The sequence below is a fragment of the Psychrobacillus sp. PGGUH221 genome, assembly GCF_042055255.1.
Lineage (GTDB): Bacteria > Bacillota > Bacilli > Bacillales_A > Planococcaceae > Psychrobacillus.
Window position 1 is genome coordinate 276,712 of record NZ_JAQMHQ010000002.1, and the last position, 22,418, is coordinate 299,129.

Annotated in this window: 24 protein-coding genes and 1 riboswitch; of the genes, 10 read left to right on the forward strand and 14 right to left on the reverse strand. The window is 36.5% G+C overall.

From position 1 onward, the window contains the following. Positions 1-13: 13 nt before the first annotated feature. Complete coding sequence (locus PGC35_RS05360; RefSeq protein ID WP_375218433.1) at positions 14-523, reverse strand: P-loop NTPase family protein; 510 nt, start codon at positions 521-523, stop codon at positions 14-16. A 3-nt stretch (positions 524-526) separates the two neighbouring features. Further along, entirely contained in the window at positions 527-991 is a 465-nt protein-coding gene (locus PGC35_RS05365; RefSeq protein ID WP_375218434.1) for a DinB family protein, read from the reverse strand. Between the two features lie 152 nt (positions 992-1,143). On the opposite strand from PGC35_RS05365, the gene PGC35_RS05370 reads away from it, so the two are divergent. Further along, a complete protein-coding gene (locus tag PGC35_RS05370; RefSeq protein WP_253278872.1) occupies positions 1,144-1,425 on the forward strand; it encodes a nuclease-related domain-containing protein in 282 nt (93 codons plus the stop codon). 730 nt (positions 1,426-2,155) lie between these two features. On the opposite strand, the gene PGC35_RS05375 is transcribed toward PGC35_RS05370, so the two are convergent. From PGC35_RS05375 to PGC35_RS05390, 4 genes are all read right to left on the reverse strand, one after another. Next, complete coding sequence (locus tag PGC35_RS05375) at positions 2,156-4,267, reverse strand: sensor histidine kinase (RefSeq protein WP_375218435.1); 2,112 nt, start codon at positions 4,265-4,267, stop codon at positions 2,156-2,158. A gap of 141 nt (positions 4,268-4,408) precedes the next feature. Continuing rightward, the gene (locus tag PGC35_RS05380; protein WP_053590968.1) at positions 4,409-5,101 is read right to left on the reverse strand and encodes a response regulator transcription factor; all 693 of its coding nucleotides are present in this window, start codon (positions 5,099-5,101) and stop codon (positions 4,409-4,411) included. A gap of 273 nt (positions 5,102-5,374) precedes the next feature. Then, positions 5,375-5,743: a VOC family protein gene (locus tag PGC35_RS05385; protein WP_375218436.1), complete on the reverse strand. Its 369-nt coding sequence runs from the start codon at positions 5,741-5,743 to the stop codon at positions 5,375-5,377. A gap of 48 nt (positions 5,744-5,791) precedes the next feature. Next, positions 5,792-6,142: a VOC family protein gene (locus PGC35_RS05390; protein WP_375218437.1), complete on the reverse strand. Its 351-nt coding sequence runs from the start codon at positions 6,140-6,142 to the stop codon at positions 5,792-5,794. 179 nt (positions 6,143-6,321) lie between these two features. On the opposite strand from PGC35_RS05390, the gene PGC35_RS05395 reads away from it, so the two are divergent. Continuing rightward, the gene (locus PGC35_RS05395; protein WP_375218438.1) at positions 6,322-7,014 is read left to right on the forward strand and encodes a BsuPI-related putative proteinase inhibitor; all 693 of its coding nucleotides are present in this window, start codon (positions 6,322-6,324) and stop codon (positions 7,012-7,014) included. An 80-nt stretch (positions 7,015-7,094) separates the two neighbouring features. Here the strand turns inward: PGC35_RS05395 and PGC35_RS05400 are convergent, their stop codons facing one another. Genes PGC35_RS05400 through aceA form a run of 3 tightly spaced genes read right to left on the reverse strand, consistent with a single transcriptional unit; the run spans position 7,095 to position 10,158 of the window. Further along, positions 7,095-7,217 (reverse strand): YhfH family protein, encoded by a 123-nt coding sequence (locus PGC35_RS05400; protein ID WP_375218439.1) that lies wholly within the window; start codon positions 7,215-7,217, stop codon positions 7,095-7,097. A gap of 30 nt (positions 7,218-7,247) precedes the next feature. After that, positions 7,248-8,843: a malate synthase A gene (gene aceB / locus PGC35_RS05405; RefSeq protein WP_375218440.1), complete on the reverse strand. Its 1,596-nt coding sequence runs from the start codon at positions 8,841-8,843 to the stop codon at positions 7,248-7,250. Between the two features lie 31 nt (positions 8,844-8,874). Then, complete coding sequence (gene aceA, locus PGC35_RS05410) at positions 8,875-10,158, reverse strand: isocitrate lyase (RefSeq protein WP_056828917.1); 1,284 nt, start codon at positions 10,156-10,158, stop codon at positions 8,875-8,877. 205 nt (positions 10,159-10,363) lie between these two features. Between aceA and PGC35_RS05415 the strand changes: the two genes are divergently transcribed. Beyond that, a complete protein-coding gene (locus PGC35_RS05415) occupies positions 10,364-11,011 on the forward strand; it encodes a LytR/AlgR family response regulator transcription factor (protein ID WP_375218441.1) in 648 nt (215 codons plus the stop codon). A 206-nt stretch (positions 11,012-11,217) separates the two neighbouring features. Here PGC35_RS05415 and PGC35_RS05420 read toward each other — a convergent pair whose 3' ends face one another. Beyond that, positions 11,218-12,084: an EamA family transporter gene (locus PGC35_RS05420; RefSeq protein WP_275782639.1), complete on the reverse strand. Its 867-nt coding sequence runs from the start codon at positions 12,082-12,084 to the stop codon at positions 11,218-11,220. A gap of 101 nt (positions 12,085-12,185) precedes the next feature. Between PGC35_RS05420 and PGC35_RS05425 the strand changes: the two genes are divergently transcribed. Continuing rightward, positions 12,186-12,416: an excisionase family DNA-binding protein gene (locus PGC35_RS05425; protein ID WP_053590977.1), complete on the forward strand. Its 231-nt coding sequence runs from the start codon at positions 12,186-12,188 to the stop codon at positions 12,414-12,416. Positions 12,417-12,510: 94 nt separating this feature from the next. On the opposite strand, the gene PGC35_RS05430 is transcribed toward PGC35_RS05425, so the two are convergent. Continuing rightward, entirely contained in the window at positions 12,511-13,497 is a 987-nt protein-coding gene (locus PGC35_RS05430; RefSeq protein WP_056828922.1) for a homoserine dehydrogenase, read from the reverse strand. 128 nt (positions 13,498-13,625) lie between these two features. Beyond that, positions 13,626-14,918, reverse strand: coding sequence for an O-acetylhomoserine aminocarboxypropyltransferase/cysteine synthase family protein (locus tag PGC35_RS05435; RefSeq protein WP_375218442.1), 1,293 nt, complete (start codon positions 14,916-14,918; stop codon positions 13,626-13,628). A 167-nt stretch (positions 14,919-15,085) separates the two neighbouring features. Further along, positions 15,086-15,198: riboswitch (SAM riboswitch) on the reverse strand. Between the two features lie 137 nt (positions 15,199-15,335). On the opposite strand from PGC35_RS05435, the gene PGC35_RS05440 reads away from it, so the two are divergent. Together PGC35_RS05440 and PGC35_RS05445 are read left to right on the forward strand one after the other, a co-directional pair. After that, on the forward strand, positions 15,336-15,977 hold the full coding sequence (locus PGC35_RS05440) for a glycerol-3-phosphate acyltransferase (RefSeq protein ID WP_375218443.1): 642 nt from the start codon (positions 15,336-15,338) through the stop codon (positions 15,975-15,977). An 18-nt stretch (positions 15,978-15,995) separates the two neighbouring features. Next, positions 15,996-16,583, forward strand: a complete 588-nt coding sequence (locus PGC35_RS05445) for a YdcF family protein (RefSeq protein ID WP_231687475.1) — start codon at positions 15,996-15,998, stop codon at positions 16,581-16,583. 359 nt (positions 16,584-16,942) lie between these two features. Here PGC35_RS05445 and PGC35_RS05450 read toward each other — a convergent pair whose 3' ends face one another. Together PGC35_RS05450 and PGC35_RS05455 are read right to left on the reverse strand one after the other, a co-directional pair. Continuing rightward, positions 16,943-17,305, reverse strand: a complete 363-nt coding sequence (locus tag PGC35_RS05450) for a GIY-YIG nuclease family protein (RefSeq protein ID WP_375218444.1) — start codon at positions 17,303-17,305, stop codon at positions 16,943-16,945. A 9-nt stretch (positions 17,306-17,314) separates the two neighbouring features. Then, positions 17,315-18,070 carry a DUF2087 domain-containing protein gene (locus PGC35_RS05455; RefSeq protein WP_053590982.1) on the reverse strand — a complete coding sequence of 252 codons (756 nt, stop codon included), beginning with the start codon at positions 18,068-18,070 and terminating at the stop codon, positions 17,315-17,317. A 161-nt stretch (positions 18,071-18,231) separates the two neighbouring features. On the opposite strand from PGC35_RS05455, the gene PGC35_RS05460 reads away from it, so the two are divergent. The 4 genes from PGC35_RS05460 (at position 18,232) to pepT (ending at position 22,405) form a co-directional block, all read left to right on the forward strand. After that, positions 18,232-19,929 (forward strand): M3 family oligoendopeptidase, encoded by a 1,698-nt coding sequence (locus PGC35_RS05460; RefSeq protein ID WP_053590983.1) that lies wholly within the window; start codon positions 18,232-18,234, stop codon positions 19,927-19,929. Between the two features lie 33 nt (positions 19,930-19,962). Continuing rightward, positions 19,963-20,370, forward strand: coding sequence for an RDD family protein (locus PGC35_RS05465; protein WP_375218445.1), 408 nt, complete (start codon positions 19,963-19,965; stop codon positions 20,368-20,370). Between the two features lie 118 nt (positions 20,371-20,488). Next, complete coding sequence (locus PGC35_RS05470) at positions 20,489-21,142, forward strand: lysoplasmalogenase (RefSeq protein WP_275782662.1); 654 nt, start codon at positions 20,489-20,491, stop codon at positions 21,140-21,142. 36 nt (positions 21,143-21,178) lie between these two features. Then, entirely contained in the window at positions 21,179-22,405 is a 1,227-nt protein-coding gene (gene pepT, locus PGC35_RS05475; protein ID WP_375218446.1) for a peptidase T, read from the forward strand. Positions 22,406-22,418: the final 13 nt, after the last annotated feature.

A 22,418-nucleotide genomic window follows, 5' to 3' on the forward strand; every position in this document is an offset into this window, starting at 1 on the left:
TGATGCTAATCCATCACCCTCTTTCTAATTGGTTCAACCAGCCTTCTACTTCTTTATATGTTTGAAGCCGATGCACTTTCTTCTCATATCTATTAAGTTTTACTAGAAACGCGGGTTTCATTTCATTTTCAAAGTATTTATTCCACTTGAACATCCGACGAAAAATGGTAAATGTCGGGTGGTAGTTTGCTTTTTCTATTTTAAGTAATTGACGTATAAATCGAAGTACTATGCGCCTTGTTCTTATCCTAAATGGAATATCTAAAAAAACGATTTGATTTGCTGCTTGTAAGCCTTCATCGGTCCAATCGATATGGACCCCCTCTATCACCCAAGCGTCTCGATGAATCGCCTCTTGCAGCAAATGATCCCGAACTTCCGGTTCATTTCGTATATCACCGGTTAGTTGTCGTGTCCACACAAAATTATCCGTTTCAAAATGTATTATTTGAAGCTTGCTGGCTACTTTTCGGGCTAGTGTTGTTTTACCACTACCAACGGATCCTATAATATATATTTTCATCCCTCACTCCGTCGTTGCACGGTTCAAAGCGTGAATAATTCCAGCATGCACTCCTTCATGCCAAATCATAAATTGCATAAGTGCATCCACCGTATCCATTTGATGTAGATTGCCAATAGACATGGGTTCTACTAATTGGTTATGTAAATTAGGTTCAATCGCTGCCTTTATTCGATCGGATTGTAGCTTTAATGCATTTATTAGTTCTTCCATCGTTGGAGGCTCGGTATCCCATTCATCTGGGTTAGTTCCTGGAACAAAGAGAGGTAACCATTCTGGATGTAAGATTTCGTAAGATGGAATTGCTTTTTGCGTGAGCACTTCCCCATTCACATAAATATGGCCGACATTCCATCGAATCGTATTGTTAAATCCACTTGGCTTTATGTCCCAAGCACTCTCTTTACTCTGTTTGATTCTCCCCAATGTATAAATTCTTGTAAAATTTAATTGATTTAGTGTTTCCATTCTCCTGTTCAACCCCTTTTCAGACTATTGTATCTTTTACTGTGATATTACTAGAAAAATGGTACTTTCAATGCATTACTTACTAAACATAAGGAGGGTTTTCTATAGATATACCACGAAATCTACCTAAAACAGTCGCTATATACAAGCGCATGCTTCGGCGACTCCCTATACACCACCCTACTTGCCTTGAAATTGAAAATAAAATTAGAGCAATTGAAGCTGGTTATGCTGGAGAGTCGTACGTTGACAATTTCTTAAAACAAGTAAACTTCCCCAAAAATTACGCTATTTTAAAGGACCTCCATATCCCAATTAGCCCGCATAATTATCTACAGGTAGACACGCTTATCCTCACAAGAAAATACATCGCTGTTTTGGAAATAAAAAATATACGGGGCAAATTGTTGTTCCAAAAAATCCCGACCAGTTAATTCGTGTTCTTGACGAAGAATCTACAGCTTTTAAATGTCCGGAGCAACAAATAAAACGACACGTGAATAACTTGCAAACCCTATTAAATTCTTTAAAGATAGATATACCTATTAAAAGCCTTATTGTTCTCGCTTACTCTAAAACACATGTCGTACTCCCTCCAAAAGATACGACCATTGTAATGGATTGTGATATATCTGAATACATCAACAATTATAATCAATATTCAGATATCATTTCTACAACTAAATTCCATCAACTTCTAAATAGCCTACTCTCTAAATCTACTGAGTTCACCCCTAAACCTATAGCTCAAACTTATCCGCTAGAAATCTCGCAAATAAAAACGGGATTATTTTGTCCAAAATGCTTTAATCAAATTTATAACACTAGCACGTGTCCAACATGTAAACTTCTAAAATAATTATGCAAACCCAAGTGATAGAAGACTGGTTTTACCTTGTCAAACATACAATTACTAATCGTGAATGTGTCTATTTCCTAGAACTCAAAGACAAATTCGCAGCCAACTATCTATTAAATAAACTTAATCTTCACCCGGTTAATGATTTTAAATCTAGATACTATATTTTACAGAGACTCGAAGTCATGGAAGACAAACATCCGCTAAAGTAAGCTGTTTTTTCAACTAAACACTCCAAAATTCCAACTAAATCTATGTGGCTAACAAAAAACGAGAAACCCATCTCTGGATTTCTCGTTTTACTATTAGATTGCTGCTATAGTAACGGTAACTTTAAATAAGTCGCCATCTACTTCCATTCGTAAACTACCACCATGTAAATCCACAATAGATTGGGCAATAGCTAGCCCAAGACCTGATCCGTCTGTGTGGCGTGATGTGTCTGCTCGCTTGAATCTCTCCGTTAATTCAGATACGTCGTTACCTAATTCATACTTTGCAATATTCTTGATAACAAAGACTGCTTCTCCGTCTACCTGGTCTAAATTGATATAAACACGTGTATTTGGAAGGGCGTACTTTAACGTATTGATGATTAAGTTATCAAGTACTCTCCACCATTTTTGACCATCCACATACGACATTATTGGCTTTGTACCGATTGCTACTCGATAATCTAACTCTGACTTATCTATTTCTTCCTGATGTTCTGCGATCGCCTGTTGTAGCAACTGAGTTAAATCGACTTTTTGTTTCACTAATTCTATATTACCGGTAGCCATTTTTGATACTTCAAATAAATCCTCAATCAATGTCTTCAAACGCATTGATTTTTTATCCAAAATCGCAATATAGGATGCTCGCTCTTCATCCGTTATGCTAGGATTCTTCAACAAGTCTGTATAGGTTATAATTGAAGTTAATGGAGTTCTCAAATCATGACTTACATTTGTAATTAGCTCTGTTTTGAGTCTTTCACTTTTTGCTTGTTCCGAATGAGAAGACTTTATTCGATCCCGAAGCTGATTTAGATTAGCTGCATGATGCGCAACTGGTGATTTCCCTTTTACTTCTAATTCTCCTCGAAGAACTCCCTTTGCCATTTCCTCTGTTTTTACGATAACACGGTTTAAATAGGACATTCTCGATAATAAAAACACGAGTACTGGTATCCCAATTAATATTGTTGCAGGAACCCAGATAAGAATAGCCTCTGGCACTGGAAACAACATCATTGTCCCGAATCCCCAGAAGAATATTACGATTAGCATGATTAATGTTTGAACCGCAATTGTTCGATTTAAGAAAAATCCTTCTAGCGATCTTCCCCAGCTAAAAATTAAACTTTGTTTCCAATCAACATGACCAATTCCAGCACGTAGCCATGTCCATTGATACAATGTACAAGCTGTAAAAATTATCGCAATAATAGGGGTAAGAATAATGAGATCGTATCCTTTATAATATAAAACGTACTGTATTATTTCTCTCGCAGACATAATCGCCACATAAATACTTATAAAGAATAGTGCTAGTCTGACATCAATTGGATACTTATTATACTTTTGCTCTGCTTTCTCACATCTAAAATTCTCGCGGTTTCTTTTCCATAATAAAACAAATGCAATTGCTGCCAATATTCCTACTACAAGAACTCCATAAAAGATTCGTTGATTCACTATAAAATATTTATATTCATCTTCTCTGCTACCACTTAAAATACTTGCTTCCGAAATAGCGACTGTTCCTTCAAATCGAGCAAATTTATTTCCTATTAAGTTAGTTACATCCCAGGATGTTTCTCCATTTTCAAATACTACATTTTCTTTTAAATACCCATTTTTACTTGAGTACAATTTTGTAAAGGCATTTTTTGAATTTACTTCCCCATTAGTAAAACGTTCACCTGTTTCTATATTTTTCAAGTCATAAATATAGTCATCCATTGTATTTAAGAAATTATTTTTTTCTCTTTCAATTGTTCGAAAGTATTCTTCAATCTTTTCTTCTTTTTCTATAAGGATTTTCTTTTCAACATAAGCATTATCCTCGAAGTTTTTCGTGATATCTTCCATTTTTTTATTACGCTCTTCAATTGATTCTTCATCAGTTCTTCCTTCATATTGAAATCTAATAGAGTCTAATTGTTCTTGTAGACCTCCATACCGATACCGATATTCTTCTATTTCATCTCTTGTCACAGTAATATTTTTCATTACATCCTCTTTATTCGGAACCGCTAAAACTAACGGAACAATAGAGGATTGAAAACTTTCTAATTCCACTTGAAAGCTATCACTATCAAAATAATTTTTACCTATATAATTTTGTCCCTCATCTACTACTGTAAAAAGTCCACAAATCATTATAACAGCCAAGATACTAATGATAATATTTTTCATTATAGGATGTTTCATTCAGCTACTCCCCCTTTCATCGATCGGATAATTTCGATAAAGCTTTCCTTAATTTCAAAAATAGGAACAAGATTGGTTATACAATAAGATAAACAGAGCACTCCACATATAATTGCAACCATGGATAGAAGTAAATTCACTTTACTTGTCGATTTTATAGCCAACGCCCCACACCACCTTCAAATACCTCGGATTTTTAGGATCTGCTTCTATTTTTTCTCGAATTTTACGAATATGTACCGCTACAATGTTTTCCGCGTTGTAAGCAGGTTCATTCCAGACTCTTTCATATATTTCATTAATGGAATAAACGCGACCTGCATTGGTCATGAGCAACTCTGTTATTTTGAACTCTATTGGCGTAAGCTTTACAGTTTCCCCATCTACACTAAGTTCCTTTGCCTCTTGGTTTAACATAAGCCCATCAATTTCAATCACAGATTGCTGCCCTTGATAGGTTCCTAGCTTTGTATAACGTCTTAGCTGTGACTTTACCCTTGCTACAAGCTCCATTGGATGGAAAGGCTTTGTCACATAATCATCCGCTCCAACCGATAAACCGTGGATCTTATCGGAATCCTCTGCTTTCGCACTTAACATAATGATTGGGATATTTTTTTGTTCTCTTATTTTAAAGGTCGCTGCAATTCCGTCCATTTTAGGCATCATAATATCTAACACAATGACATGAACTTCATTTTCTTCTATTAATTGAAGAGCTTCTAATCCATCCGCAGCTTTTAACACGTTGTATCCTTCATTTTTAAGGTAAATTTCGATTCCATCTCGAATATCCTGGTCATCATCTGTTACTAAAACAGTAAACTGGGTCATCTTCTTGCCTCCTCACATCTCTTTCTTATGTTTCTTATTGTAACCTTGATTTCTTAACATTCCATTAGTATAAATCTGAAGAAATTCTTAAGAAACTATAATATTTCTTAGTGTGCGCATCTATTTTATTAAGAAAAAGGTAAATCCATAAGAAATTAGCTGAAATTAAACGCAAAAAAACTGTCCAAAATAACGGACAGCTTTTTCATCGATAATCCCATTCGAATTACCTGCATAGGTCTGAAAATGATTTTAACGCCTCTTTGAAAGTAACTATTCTTTAAAATAACATACCTCTAAATCATTTCCTTCTAAATCCTGAAATTTGAACCATTTAACGTCTTTATCTTCAATTATAGGTTCAACATTTACAGCGTTCTGCACTAAATATTGATGTGCTTGCTCGATGTCAGAAGTATAAAAGTTGAAAGAAATATGATTGTTTTTTCTAACCGGCTTCTCGTTGTTGTTTGTTCGAACTAACGTAAGAAGTGTTTCACCAATGTCTAAAGCAGCATATCCACCTTTATCATCTTTCCATCTAAGCTTAAAACCTAACACATCACCGTACCATTTGATCGCTTGCTCAAAATCACTTACTTGTAAAAATACAGTATCAATTCTCTTAAATATAGAAGACATCTCTTATCCCACTTTCCACTGTTTTTTAGGCAGCAATTTGTCCACGGTTTATTTTTTTTGAATTAAACCAAACCCCAGACCGACAGGATCTACCAAGTAGGCAAGGTAAAATTCATCGAATTCCATTTTATCCCTCACTATTACAGCACCATTATTTTTAGCTTTAGCTATGTACTCATCCATTGACTCCACTTCAATTTGAATACGAGTGCCATGAGGATAATCATATGGTCCTTTACAGATTCCTCCGTTAATTCCTGAGTTAACATCCATTCCAGTAGTAACTGCCCAATAATCCCAATGTGGTTCAGCAACTTCCCAACCAAAAACTTCCGAATAAAATTCTGCTGCTTTTTTAGGATCTTGACTATTTAGTTCGAATCCAATTACTCTCCCCATCCCTATTCCCTTCTTCCAAATATATTTTGTACATTAAAATAATCATTCTATATATTTCATAAATATCCTGCCTCGTCATATTAGATGGTTAGGATGTTCCTATTCGAAAACAAAAAAGCTACAACTAGTGTAACTTTCTGCCTTAAAAATGGTCTAATTTTTAAACAGGAGGTGTCAAAATGAATAAATTAAAAAGAATCCCTTGGTTATTTTTATTAGCTGTAACCCTATTTACATTAGCAAGTTGCGGTACGAGTGATGTAGACTCCTCGACAGGTAGCCAAGAGGACAAAATATCTACTCAGCTTAACGTGTTAGCTGATGGAGAGGCTTCCTTCATCATCATAAATGGTGCAGAAAAAGAAGCTGTTCTAACTATGTCAAGTGGGCAACAAATTGAATTTCAGCTATTAAATGAAGCAAAGGAAGTAATATACACTTATTCCGCAAATAAAATGTTTGTACAAGAGATCCAGGAGAAGAAGCTACAGCCGGGTGAAAAGTGGGCCATACCCTTAAATCTTCAAGAAGAGCTTGCAGGAGTTCCTGCAGGTTCTTATAAATTGATTGTTTGGTCTACAGCAGATGGATTAGAAAACCTTAAGGTCGAGACTAATTATGAATGGGCTGGGGAGTCTATAAGTGGAGCAACCGGGAAATTAGTAGTGGAATCACAAGAAGTCACTTATGTCGGACAAATTGATCTTCATTCTATTGAAGTAAAAAATCTTGATGGAGCAACAGAAGCTATGCGACTCTCTGAAGTTGCCATTCCTTTCTTTGAAGGATTAGAGGAAGGTAAGCAAATACTCGTTGATTATGTAGTAGAAAATGAACAAAAGGTGATTCAATCTACTCGTCTAGTAGAGTAAAAATATGAAAAGCCCTATCCCTCTTTAAAAAGATGGATAGGGCTATTTGTGTTGCGGTTTCCATTGTCTATGTGTCTAAGTTATTCTTCGTTCATGCCGATGCAGCGTTCACATTCATATAAGGATGATTCTACTTGCTCATGAATAACACATCCACATTCGCGACAATGTTTTGTATTTGCTGCTTGGTTTTTTATTTTCATGCAAATCACCTCCTATAATAATATGTTTTTTTAACTAATTTTTTCGTAGCCTGGCAATGTTAGAAATTCGATAAATTCATCTTTATTCACTAATGAAAGAAACAGTTCAGCAGCTTCTGTGTATCTGCCTTTTAAATATGCTTCATTGCCAAAGGAAGCTTTTAGTTTTCCTAATTCTTCCGTTAGAACTTGTTCCACTAGTGGAATAGTGATTTTACGATCATCTTCTAGTTTTCCTTCTGGATGGCGAATCCACTGCCATACTTGCGTGCGTGAAATTTCTGCTGTCGCCGCATCTTCCATCAAGTTGTTGATAGGTGCTGCTCCATTTCCTCGTAACCATGATGCTATATATTGAACCCCTACGCTACAATTTAATCGAAGACCTTCTTCTGTAATTGTCCCTTCAGGCACTTCGAGTAAATCTGCCGCTGTTACTTGAACATCTTCCCGTTTTCGATGGATTTGGTTAGGTGTTGGCATATGCGTGTCAAATTGTTCCCATGCAACTGGTACTAAACCTGGATGCGCTACCCATGTTCCATCGTGACCATCAGTTGCTTCTCTTCGTTTATCTTCACTTACTTTTGTAAATGCCGCTTCGTTAGCAGCTTCATCACCTTTGATTGGGATTTGTGCTGCCATTCCTCCAATTGCCGAGGCATTACGTCGGTGACATGTTTTAATGCACAGTTGCGTATACGCTCTCATGAAAGGTGATGTCATTGTTACTTGACCACGATCCGGTAAGATTACATGCGACTGATTGCGAAGTCGTTTAATATAACTAAATATATAATCCCAACGTCCACAGTTTAGACCTGCCGAATGATCACGTAACTCATATAAAATTTCATCCATTTCAAATGCGGCCATTATCGTTTCTATCAACACAGTTGCTTTGATCGTTCCATTTGGAATTCCCAATTGTTGCTGAGCATAAACAAAGATCTCATTCCAAAGCCTTGCTTCTAAATGGCTTTCTAACTTGGGGATATAGAAATAAGGACCAGTTCCACGAGCGATAAGCTCTTTTGCATTGTGGAAGAAATAAAGTCCAAAGTCAAAGAAACTACCGGAAATCGGCTTCCCATCTATTAGAACATTTTTCTCCAAAAGGTGAAGCCCTCTAGGGCGTACTAGAAGAACTGCTACTTCCTCATTCAAACTATATACTTTCCCATTATCCTGACTAAAAGAAATAGTTTTTCGCACTGCATCTCGCATATTCAATTGGCCTTCGATCATATTCTCCCAAGTTGGAGAAGTTGCATCTTCAAAACAAGCCATAAACGTTTTTGCACCAGAGTTTAACGCATTGATAACCATTTTACGATTTACAGGACCAGTAATCTCAACACGACGGTCTTGTAAATCCTGAGGAAGTGGAGCGATAGTCCACTCTCTCTCACGAATTTCTTTTGTTTCTGGCAAAAAGTCTAATGTACCCCCATTATTCAGCTTTTCTTGACGTACTTGGCGTGATTCCAGCAATTCTTTTCTTCTCTCATCAAATAACTGATGAAGAGATGCTACAAAGTCTAGTGCTCCGGGAGTTAAAATTTCTTGAATCCCATCTACTTCTTTTCCTATAATTTCAACTTTTTTTGTTATTGCTTGTTCCATCCAACGTTCAGCCTCCAATCAACTTTACTTATCAAGAAAATTGTGCCACCTCAGTAGAGCCTTTCATTGCAGTAGTAGATGAAGTACCTCCTGATATTACTTGGGAAATATCATCGAAGTATCCAGTTCCAACTTCGCGTTGATGTTTTGTAGCTGTATAACCTTTTGCTTCATTTGCAAATTCTGCTTGTTGAAGTTTAGAGTATGCAGCCATTCCTTTTGTTTTATACTCATGTGCCAATTCGAACATGCTATGGTTTAATGCATGGAATCCAGCAAGCGTTACGAATTGGAACTTGTATCCCATTTTTCCTAGTTCAACTTGGTATTTTGCGATTGTTTCTTCATCTAAATTCGCTTTCCAGTTAAAGGATGGTGAACAGTTATATGCTAGCATTTTATCAGGAAACTCTGCGTGAATAGCATCTGCGAATTGTTTTGCTTCCTCTAAGCTCGGGTGAGATGTTTCGCACCAGATTAGATCTGCATAAGGTGCATACGCTAAACCGCGAGCGATAGCTTGCTCAATCCCTGGTTTAGTACGATAAAATCCTTCAGGGGTTCTTTCGCCTGTAATAAAATCATGGTCGCGAGAGTCGATATCACTTGTTACCATATCTGCTGCGTCAGCATCTGTACGAGCGATTAATACAGTTGGTACACCTGAAACATCTGCTGCTAAACGAGCCGCTATTAGATTGCGAACAGCATTTTGTGTTGGAAGAAGTACTTTACCACCTAAATGTCCACATTTCTTTTCAGAGGCAAGTTGATCTTCTAAATGAACTCCTGCTGCTCCTGCTTCAATCATACCTTTCATTAATTCAAACACGTTTAGAGGTCCACCAAATCCAGCTTCTGCATCTGCAACAATAGGAGCAAACCAGTCAAAACCATCTTCTCTTCCTTCCGCATGGTCAATTTGGTCTGCACGCTGGAAAGCTTGGTTAATACGTTTTACTACAGCAGGTACACTGTTTGCTGGGTATAAGCTTTGATCCGGATACATTTGACCAGAAAGGTTCGCATCTGCCGCTACTTGCCAACCACTCAAATAAATTGCTTGGAGTCCTGCTTTTACTTGTTGTACTGCTTGATTTCCCGTTAAAGCTCCAAGTGCATTTATAAAGTCTTCCGTATGAAGTGTGTTCCATAAACGTTCTGCACCTTTACGAGCTAACGTATGTTCAATTTGAATGGAGCCGCGAAGTTTAATTACCTCTTCTGGTGAATACGGGCGTTCAATCCCCTTCCAGCGTTCATTTTGTTCCCAATCTTTACGTAATTCTTCCACTTGTTGTTGTCTCGTTGACATATTTAACACACTCCTCAAATTTATAATTATAACTGTCTGAAAAATATGACTTTCTTACTGTATCATAACAGTTACTTTTCTTGTACATTAATATATAACAGATTAGAATTGTTTGTATCGTTTTTAGGATAAGAGAGGATTATTTTAGGATGAACAACAAATAAGACGGATGAATGCAGAAAGTTTAGAATATGGAGGAGAAGCAATGGAAATTTCGAAAGATTACTTAAAACAGTATAGTATTTTGCTAGAAGAGTGGGTTCCCAAAGAGGCCTCTATTGCAATAGCAATGGGTGATCAGTACATCTATTACGTGGCAGGAAAACATGATTTACGTATTAAGGAAGGACAAAAGATAAAACCAGGAAGCATTGCAGATTTAGTTTTAAAATGCGGTTGTAGAACAGAGGCTGTAATAGAAGAAACGCTTTTTCAGCTCCCATATTACGGAGTAGGTTATCCGATAAATATAAATGGGGAAAATGCAGTAGTGGTTGTTATACTTCCCCCTAAACCAACTGCTCCTCCTTATCGATTTTTGACAGGTAAACTCGAAGAAGAATGGCGTCCAATACCAATAGAAAAAATTGCATACATGGAAAGTCTACAAAAAAAAACATGGTTTTATGCCGACAAAGAACCATATAAAACAAATATTCCATTGAAGGAATTACAGCAGCGTCTTCCTGAATCCTTTTTACGAATTCACCGCTCATATATCGTGAACATATCTTTTATCGATCGCATCATACGAGATTTTTCGTCTAATCTGTTGGTGCTTCTTCAAGATGGTACAGAACTTCCTGTCAGCCAGTCTTATAATGCTGAAGTTAGAAATGTACTGGGATTTTAAGAGTTTCGTAGGAGTGTTTCTATAAGAAGTTAACCTTTTATAAGGAGAAATGGTCGCGGTTAGTTTACATTTGGTTACGGTTACTCGAGAATTGGTCTCTCTTCTTCGTGATATGGTCTCGGTCAGCATTCAATTGGTTGCGCTTTGCCATTAAATAGAAAAAGAGATCTGCCATGCAAGGCAAATCTCATATTCTATCTCATAAGCTACTTTTTGGTTGATTTACTACCAATAGTTAACACTACAATACTTCCAAGTAGTAACAAAATTCCTATCCAAGACATCGTACTAAGATTCTCTCCAACTATGAACACACCTAAAATAGCAGCTGTTGTTGGTTCTGCTAAAGACAATGTAAGTGCGGACGATGAAGGTATTTTGTTTAATCCTCTAGCATATAACACATACGCAATACTAGTAGTGGCTAGACCTAAGTAAAAAATAATTCCAATATTTCCTGCTTCCTTTAACCAGCTTACATCATATATAAAGAAGAAAGGCATGAGCAACAATGCACTAACTGAGAATGTCATTGCTACAGCAGGTATCGCTTCTTCCTTTTCTAATAAGGACTTACTAGATATCGTGTACAACGCAAAGATCATACCTGCTATTAAAGAATACATGATACCAATTGGATTTATAGTAATCTCACCTTTGTTTAAAAATAAAAACAAACATCCGACGATTGCAAATAATGTCGAGATTGCCCATATTCGAGATGGTCGTAACTTTAAAAAGAGCCATTCAATGATTCCCGAAAATACAGGAGCACTTCCTATAGCAACTACACTTGCAATCGCTACACCTGTCAATTTAACGGAAGAGAAGAATAATAGTTGAAAAAGTGCAATACAAATTGCTGCATAGAACGTTTCCTTCCAAGGCCAAGTTTTAAATTTTATTTTTCTCCATAAAACCATAATGATCAATAGAGAAAAACCACCTACCGTAGACCTTCCCGCACTTATAATAAATGGATGTGCATTGTCTGGTAAAAACGTTTGTGCAGTACCCGTCGTACCCCATAAGATAGCTCCAAGTAGTACAAATATGTATGGTAAAACAGACATTTCTTTACTCCCACCACCTTCTATATATTAACTTTCAATATAGCACATATTGAGATAGTGACAATCGTATCTTATACTAATAATGATAGGAGGCATTCACTATGTATATGACAGTGGAAGAAACTGCGAATTATTTATCAATGCCTATTGAACAAGTAAAAAGATATATTGCAGAAAAAAAAATTCGTGCTATTTTTGATGGAGAAGATTATTACATTAATAGCGCTCAATTTGATACGCATTTGCAGCAAATCGAAGAACTAAGACGCCAAATAGATGAGTGGCGCAATACTCCAATTCCGGATGATTTGGACGTAAAAGATGAAGATTAAAGGGTGGAGTGAAGGTGACAAAGTCACTTCACTCCACCCTTTCTCTTTTTATATCTGTTGAACAGTACTTAGTAATCCCTAATCATGAGTTACTTTAAATGGTAATCATAAAGCCTGCACGTTTGCCGATAATCTCTGCATAATCTTCTACCATGACACTTGCAGTTGGGTACATACCTGCTCCAGGACCAACTAGTGTAAGTGTACCGATATAGTTTGTATCTAAGGAAACAGCGTTGTTTACACCCTCAATAGCATATAACGGGTGGTCAGGACCAACAAGTTGTGGTCCTACAGAAGCGAAAAGCTCTCCATTTTCATCTTGCTCAATTTCTGCTACATGGCGATAACGAAATCCCTCTGCCTTTGCTTTTTTCACGTCCTCTAATGAAATCTCGTTAATACCAACTACACGTACATCATCCCAGTTTGGTTGTTTTCTAAATGCAAGTGCACTAAGAATCATCAACTTACGGAATGCATCTTGACCAGAAATATCATTATATGGATCTGCTTCAGCATAGCCTAGAGCTTGCGCTTCTTGTAGAGCATCATCGAACTGACATTCATTTAAACGCATTTGTGTCAAAATATAGTTAGATGTTCCATTTAAAATACCTTGAATTTTCTTTACTGAGTTCACTTGTAGTAAATTTTTAAGTGTTTTAATTACTGGAACGCCACCAGCTGTTGTAGCTTCATATCCGATAAATACGCCTCGTGACTTAGCACGTTCATGAAGTTGAATACTATATTTAGAGAACATCACTTTATTCGCCGTTATCACATGACATCCCTTATCAATCGCTCTACATAAATAGCTATAAGCTGGTTCCTCGTTCACAATCGCTTCAAACACTACTTGAAGACCTGGAATATTAATAATATCCTCGAAATCGTCTGTTACTAGAATACCAGGCGTTTCAGGTCTTTCTTTTGCCAAATTATTAATTAAAATCGCACTAATTTCAATATCTAAGCCTAATGATTTTTTTAATTCTTCTCTTTTTTCATTCACAATGTGATAAATTCCTTGGCCGACTGTTCCGAAACCTAGAATTGCTGCTTTTATTTTTGCCATACTTTCTCCTCCAAATGAATTTGCACAATTGAGCTTCCACATTCATATTTAATAAAATCTCTTTCGTAAAATTACGATTGACTATTTTACATATTGTAGACTATTTTAGCCCAATTAACAACAAAATTCTATCTAGAGAGGACATTTGTTTTTCCTACAAGTACTTTATCAAGTGCATTTTGTAAATCCTCTACTGCCTCTAGACCAACAGACAAGCGGATTAAGTCCTCGGTAACACCTGATTTCACTAAGTCTTCAGGAGTTAATTGTTGATGAGTCGTAGAAGCAGGATGAATAATTAATGATTTCGCATCTCCTACGTTTGCTACATGCGACCAAATTTCAATATTATCTATAATATGTCTACCCGCTTCTTTTCCACCCTTTACGCCAAAAGTTAAGATAGAGCCGAAGCCATTGTGTAAATATTTATGTGCAAGTTCATGGGAAGGATGATTTTCCAGGCCTAAATAATTTACCCATTCTACCCCTTCATGGTTTGATAAATAATCTGCAATTTTTAGTGCATTTTCGTTGTGCTTTGGCACACGAAGATGAAGGGTTTCTAAACCTTGTAAAAAAGAAAATGCTGCTTCAGGGCTTAACGAAGGCCCAAAATCTCGAAGCAATTGAACACGTAGTTTTATGGCAAACGCTACGTTCGGAACATCAATACCGTATCGTAGTCCGTGATAGGTTACATCTGGTTCAGTAAAACCAGGGAATTTCTCGGAATTCCAGTCAAAGTTACCACCATCTACAACTACTCCCCCAATTGTTGTTCCATGACCGCCAATCCATTTAGTAGCTGAATGGATAACTATGTGAGCACCGTGTTTAATCGGGTTAGCACCATAAGGGCTTGCAAATGTATTATCTACCAACAATGGAACACCGACTTCATTTGCAATTGCTGAAACTTTCTCCACGTCTAGCACATTCAAGCTCGGATTTCCAATAATTTCAGCAAAGATCCCTTTTGTTTTATCCGTTACTGCTGCTCGAAAATTCTCTGGATCAGTAGAATCTACAAATTTTACGTGAATTCCATAACGAGGCAATGTATGGGCGAATAAATTAAATGTACCACCATATAAGTTTTCCGCTGCAATGATTTCATCGCCTGCTCCCGCAATATTCAAAATGGAAAATGCAATTGCCGCCATACCAGAAGAAAGTGCAACAGCAGCCGTTCCTCCTTCAAGTAGAGCAACGCGTTGTTCAAAAACATCTACAGTAGGATTAGTTATACGTGAATAAATATTGCCAGACTCTTTTAATGCAAATAAATCTTGGGCATGGTTTGTATCACGAAATACAAAAGAAGTTGTTTTGTGAATTGGCACTGCTCGTGAACCTGTAACTGGATCTGGTTGCTGACCACCGTGTAAAAGAAGTGTTTCTGGTTGGAAATTTGTCATTTTGAATTCCTCCTAAATAATAGTTTTAGATGGACGCATATGGAGGCGGGAGAGGATTTTGAGAAATACGAAAGCACTTATGTTTAGCCGGAAAACGTATCGTAAATCGACTAAACAACAAAAACCCCTCTTCTTTAAGAAGAGGGGTGCGGTTTCGCATATTCCTCCTCTTATCTTCCAAATTCGCGTGAATTTGTAGGATTTAGCACCTTTCCAAGTTTAAAACTTGTTGGTTGCCGGGCATCGTAGGGCCTAGTCCCTCCGCCACTCTTGATAAGAGTATTAGATTAGTATTCCATCTTGTTACACAGTATAAGACTCTATTAATCTGTACGTCAAGTACTTTTTATAAAAATTCTGAAACTTCTTTTAGGCTTGTACGTTTAATGTATGGGGGTTACTTTTGGAGGTGTTGTAATGGTAATATGGATTATTTGTATTTTAGTAGTTAGTTATTTAATTGGTTCCATTCATGGTTCAAAGATTGCTCAGTTTTTTAGTGGAATCAATATTAAAGCAGAAGGTCTTAAAAACTCAGGTGCTTCTAATGCAGCTATTGTGCTTGGAATGAAATACGGAATACTTGTAGCTTTCATCGATATAATAAAAGGTGTATTGGTTATTATTGGCACACGATTTTTTATGCAGCAATACGGTACCTTTTCAGCATTGGAACAGGATGCACTTCTTTACTTAGCGGGGGCTGCTGTCATTTTAGGTCACAACTTTCCCATTTTCACCGGATTTAAGGGAGGAAAAGGGACAGCTTCTGTAATCGGCATACTTTTTGCAATTTATTGGCCTTTAGGATTGATCGGACTTTTATTATTAATTGGCACAACTTTTTTAACGGACTATTTATTAATTGGAGTATTTGTTTTTTATTTTGTTTTTTTAGGCGAGGCTATATGGTTTTCAGAAGGATATATACCAATTGCAATTGCAAGCTTTTTATTCGTGATGGCACTCATATTGCATATCGAAAACTTTCGTCGTTTAGCTCGTAAGGAAGAGATGAGAATTTCTACTTTTATAAAAAGAAAAAAACCTTCTTTATAAAGAAATGAGTGAATTGGAATGTCTAAAAAAATGAGGTGGATTGTGCTTATCCCTTTATTTGTTCTCGCTTCCAGCGGAGTTGGATTGTGGATGCTTACTAGCAAATGGATGGATGAAGGATTAAACCCTAAAGCTGATGGTTCCAACGATTACGCCATTGTCCTCGGTGCAAAAGTAAAAGAAGGCAATATTCCTTCGCTTGCATTAAAATTCAGATTGGAATCAGCACTTGCGTATGCAAACGAATATCCTCATGTCACCCTTGTACTTTCTGGAGGACAAGGAGACGATGAAGATATTGAGGAAGCGGTCGTAATGAAAAATTTTCTTTTGGAGAATGGGATAGCAGAAGAGAGGCTAATTATTGAAGATCAGTCGACATCAACTTATGAAAACTTGTTGTTTTCTAAAGAGCTTTTGCCAGATAACGTAAAGTCTATAACGATCATTACGAGTGACTATCACCTACAGCGAGCAAAAATACTTGCCAAAAAGCTAGAATGGAAAACGGACGTGGTTGCAGCACAGACCCCCGAAGTGGTAGAAGCGAAAGTACGCTTACGTGAGCGCGCCGCACTTTTAAAGACTTATATTGTTGGGAAATAACTCCGAATACCTCGGAGTTATTTTTTATATCTGCAACAATTACAAATACATCTTGAAATACGATTTTCTTGCATACAGCCCTACTTCCTGGTTAGAAATGCATTGTCTCCCCACTTGTTACGAATCCATGTATCTACTTTATAGCCATGTCAAATCACTTGTTACATCAAACATTATGTTTTAGCTATATAATCTAAATGTAGCTGTACTATATGCAATCAAGTCACCTTGCATAGCTAGATAATGTATTATATTTTCTATAAAAGAATTTTTCATCCAAAACCAAAGATTATATATGTAAAGTAATTTCTCCAAATATAATTAAAAGGCTTCCTCGTTTATTAGGAAGCCTTTCTGGGTCACTCTTTCTTCGTATGATACCCTTTAGTGCCAAATGGTTGTAATTGCTCCATCCATTTGTTTAAAAGTTTTTCTAGTTCTTTCTTTTCGTCTACGTATTGATTTTCTGATGTTTTCAGCGTCTCTACTTGTTCAATTTCAAACGCATCTTTGCCAAATTGGTGCCATTCTTCTTGAAGTATTCTATTTGTATGTGTCCCTGTTTCTAGAGTAAACTTCGTGCCATTTAACGTCTTGAAGTTTCGTGTGGATCCAACGAATTTTTTACCGTTTTGTTTATTCGTTATGACATAAATTCCACCTTCAATCTTTACTTCTTTATATGCTTGTTTCAGTTCCATTTTACGATCCAATTTCCCCACTCCTCGTATTTATTTTTTCACCCAGTACTCACTGCCGTCATCTTTTCTATCTAAAAACCCATATTCTATTAAGTAACGTCTTAATGTGACATAGTCAGCATATACATTTTTTAGTACCTCATTTATCTCTTTTTCTTTATATACTCGCTCTAAGTCAAATCGTTGTATGATCACCCTAAGAGTTGCCAGTTTTTGTTTTTCTTTTTTCGGAAATTTTATGAGAGGACCATCTATACCTTTAGAAAAAAACTTCTTTTCTATCTCTTCTTGCTCTTCTTTCGTAATGTTATATCGTTCGTCCACCATCGTTGCAGTCTTATGAAGCGGCAAAAAGGTTGGTGCATGACTGTCTTTTTCCTTTAACAACTCCATCATCGTTATAAAGATTTTTGCTTGGCGTTCTTTTTCCTTCAATACAAATCGGTGGTTACGTATCGTAGAGGCACTACCAATACTTAATTCTGCCTGTATGTCTGCATCACTCTTACCTTCGTAAAACAATCGAAGTAAGCTATTTTGATGATCTGTCAATCCTGTTAATTTTTTATTTAATCCAATTAAATAATGAAATACAGATACATGTTCCTTTTCAATATGGTGTTTCATATAACGTTCCGCTTCATACAAAACAGTGGCTTCTGGATAAATAATTCCCTTTTCCACTCTTTCACCACATAATAAACAAACATAATCTTCCTTCTCTTCCACATAACCAACTTTCAATTGTTCTGCATTTGCATCCCAAAATAATTCAGATATCTCCATTTTATAAACGCACCCCATAAATATTTATTATATAATAGACATAATATAATATTGTTTGTTTAAAATCAATTGTAAATTATTGTTGCAATAAATCTGAAAATAATGAACAATGGAAATGAGACCTTTCGATTTTCGAAAGAACGTACAGGAGGAGAATTTTATTGGTTACATTCAAGGACTATGAGTACAAAAGACCAAATTTAGAAGAAGAAAAAACAAAATTTAATGATGCATTAACAAAATTCAAACAGGCTACTTCCGTTGAAGAACAAAGTGTTGCAATTGAAGAACTAAATGCACTTCGAAATGATTATTCAACACAAGCTAATTTAGTGTACATTCGTGCATCGATTGATACGAATGATGAGTTTTACCAAAAAGAGCGTGATTTTTTTGATGAAAAAAACCCAGAGGTCGAAGAATTAATTACAGAATATTATAAAGCACTAGTCGCTTCTCCATTCCGTAAAGAATTAGAAGAAAAATGGGGAAGCCAATTATTTGATCTTGCTGATTTTCAAATTAAAGCATTTTCCGCAGAAGTAATTTCACTTATGCAGAAAGAAAATAAATTGGCTTCTGACTATTCTAAGCTTGTTGCTTCTGCTCAAGTTGAATTTAACGGCGAAACATTAACACTTGCCCAGCTTGGACCTTACGGTGAATCAACTGATAGAGAAGTACGTAAGAAAGCAACGGAAGCAAGATTCGGCTTTTTCAAAGAACATGAGGATAAATTTGATGACATATATGATCAGCTTGTAAAAGTACGGCATGAGATTGCTACAAAGCTTGGATACAAAAACTTTGTGGAGCTTGGCTATATACGTATGAATCGCATTGACTATAATGCGGAAATGGTGAAAAAATTTCGTGATCAAGTTCGTGATTTCATCGTTCCTCTTGCAACAAAACTTTATGAGCGTCAGGCAAAAAGAATTGGGTTTGAAAAGCTAAAGTTCTACGATGAATCTCTGAATTTCTTGTCTGGGAATGCAGCACCACAAGGTTCTCCGGAATGGATTGTTGAAAATGGAAAGAAAATGTATGATGAGTTATCTCCTGAGACAGCAGAGTTTTTCCAATTCATGATTGACCGAGATTTAATGGACTTAGTAGCGAAAAAAGGGAAGGAATCTGGAGGTTATTGTACATTTATCGATAACTATGAGTCTCCTTATATATTCTCAAACTTTAATGGAACATCTGGAGACATCGATGTGTTGACACATGAGGCGGGTCACGCATTCCAAGTGTTTACAAGCCGTAATATAGGTATTCCTGAGTATGTATGGCCAACATTTGAGTCTTGTGAAATCCACTCGATGAGTATGGAATTTTTTACTTGGCCTTGGATGGAATTATTCTTTAAAGAACAAACAGAAAAATATAAATTTGCACATTTGAGCGGCGGCCTTCTATTCTTGCCGTATGGGGTTGCAGTGGACGAATTTCAACATGTCGTATATGAAAATCCTGAAATGACACCTCAAGAGCGTAAATCCGCTTGGAAAAAGATTGAGGAAATTTATTTACCTCATCGTGACTATGACGGAAATGGCTATTTGGAAGCTGGTGCTTTCTGGCAACGCCAAGGTCATATTTATGCAAGTCCGTTTTATTATATTGACTACACGTTGGCTCAAATTTGTGCGTTCCAATTTTGGAAGCGTTCCAGAGAAGATCACGAAGCAGCTTGGAAAGATTATCTACACCTTTGCCAGCTAGGTGGTTCGAAATCTTTCACTAAGTTAGTAGCTGAGGCAAATTTAATCTCTCCATTTGAAGAAGGCTGTGTCGAGTCCGTTATTGGTTCGATTGAGAAGTATTTAGATGGCGTTGATGACGCAGCTTTATAGTTAAATAGAAAAGAATAAAAAAGGAGTTGCAACATGTTGAATCCAGTTGGTTTTTGGTCACGACTAGGGGCAAGTTTATTAGACTTTATAATAATAGGTATTCCATTGTCTATTATTAGCTTTCTTCTTTTCGGGCATTGGCAGGAATCACCAATCACTAGCTTTGGAAATCTTCTTTACTCTCTTATTGTTCCAGTATTATGGACCGGATACACAGTAGGCAAAAGAATGTTAGGCATCCGTATCGTCAAATTTGATGGCACCAAACTAGGTTTTGGAACAATGCTTATGCGTGTTATTGTGGCAGGTTTCGTATATGTAGTCACATTAGGAATAGGTCTGATTGTTAGTGCTTTTATGGTAGGCTTACGTGAAGATAAGCGTGCAATCCATGATTTTATCGCTGGAACATATGTAACAAGCAATCCTCCTGTTGATTAATATCTAAGAACAAGTATCTACCGAGATGCTTGTTCTTTTTTTATTTTTTGACCCGTACAATAGGGCAGGATATTTAATGAAAAAAACGAATGTATAGTAAAGGGGTGCATGTATTATTATGTGGAGTAAAATTTTAGGTCTATTAATAGCAATAATGGGAGTTACGTATATTTTCCTTATACCGGATGAACCTATAGGAATTAAAATGATGTTTAAGATAATTCCGATGTTTTTGATATTAGTTTTTGCATTTATCCAACCATCCGGTGAATCAAAAAGATATAAATCGCTAATCATGATAGGTCTATTTATTTGCATGTGGGCGGATGGTTTAATTTATTGGTTTATCGCTGGACTCATTACCTTTTTAATTGGACATATTTGGTATATTTTTGCGTTCCGCCATATTAAAGTATCGACTATTCCAAAGTGGGCAGCAGCTCTTCTAATTGCTTATGGAATTGGAATGGTATTATGGATAGCTGGGACTCTTTGGGCAGAAGGAGAAAATATTTTAGCTTTTGCTGTGGTAATTTATATTGTTGTTATTTTATTAATGGGTTGGAATGCTCTTCAAACAGCAAATAAATTCGCAATTATTGGTGCTATTTCATTTATTTTTTCGGACTCGGTGCTTGCTATTAATCGATTTATAATATCTATTCCTTTTTCTGATGCTCTTATAATGATTTCCTATTATGGAGCCCAGTTTTTATTTGCCTATAGCATATATGCTCATTATTCCGCATCTCGAAAGAATCTGCTAAAATAAATATATGCTTTTAATTTGGAAAGGGGATTTTTTCTCATGAAAGAAACATTAATCGAGCGTTTAACTCGTTATGCAAAAATAGACACACAATCTAATGCATCAAGCACAACCTGCCCATCAACGGAAGGTCAATGGGATCTGCTCCATGTACTTGAAAAAGAATTAGCTGAGATTGGGTTAGAAGAAATTACTTTAGATGAAAATGGTTATTTATTTGCTTCATTACCTTCCAATACAGATAAGGAAATTCCGACAATCGGATTTTTAGCTCACGTGGATACAGCTACAGATTATACAGGGAAAAATGTAAACCCTCAGCGAATTGATAATTACGACGGATCAGACATTCAACTGAACGAAAATACAGTTATGACTGTTAAAGACTTCCCTGAGCTTTCAAATTATGTCGGACATACTTTGCTTACAACGGATGGTACAACACTTTTAGGTGCTGACGATAAAGCTGGGATAGCTATCATCATGACAGCTATGGAATATTTCATCCAAAACCCTGAAGTGAAACACGGAAAAGTTCGTGTTGCCTTTACTCCCGATGAAGAGATTGGTCGCGGACCACATAAATTCGATGTAGAAAAATTCGCAGCAAAATTTGCATATACAATGGACGGAGGTCCACTTGGTGAATTGCAATTTGAAAGCTTTAATGCGGCTGGAGCAAAAGTTATAACGAACGGTACAAGCGTTCATCCTGGCTCTGCAAAAGGAAAAATGGTGAACTCTATTACTATCGCGACTAAGTTCCAATCACATATGCCAGTTGATGAAGTACCTGAAAAAACAGAAGGCTATGAAGGATTTATACATTTGATGAACTTTAACGGAGACGTTGAAAAAACAGAGTTAAGCTATATCATCCGTGATCATGATCGAGTAAAATTCGAAGCGAAAAAGCAATTGTTCTTAGACACTGCCGAGAAAATCAAAGCAGAATACGGTACTGGCGCTATTTCAGTGGAATTAAATGATCAATACTACAATATGGGTGAAAAAATTTCACCTGTAATGGAAATTGTCGATGTAGCAAAAGAAGTAATGATCTCACTCAATATCGACCCTCTAATTATTCCAGTTCGTGGAGGGACAGACGGTTCTCAGCTTTCCTACATGGGAATGCCAACTCCAAACGTCTTTACTGGTGGAGAAAACTACCATGGTAAATATGAATATATATCAGTAGATGTAATGGAAAAATCAACGGAAGTCCTAAAAGGAATCATTCAATCATTCGAAAAACAAGCTTAAAGAAGGTGTACCT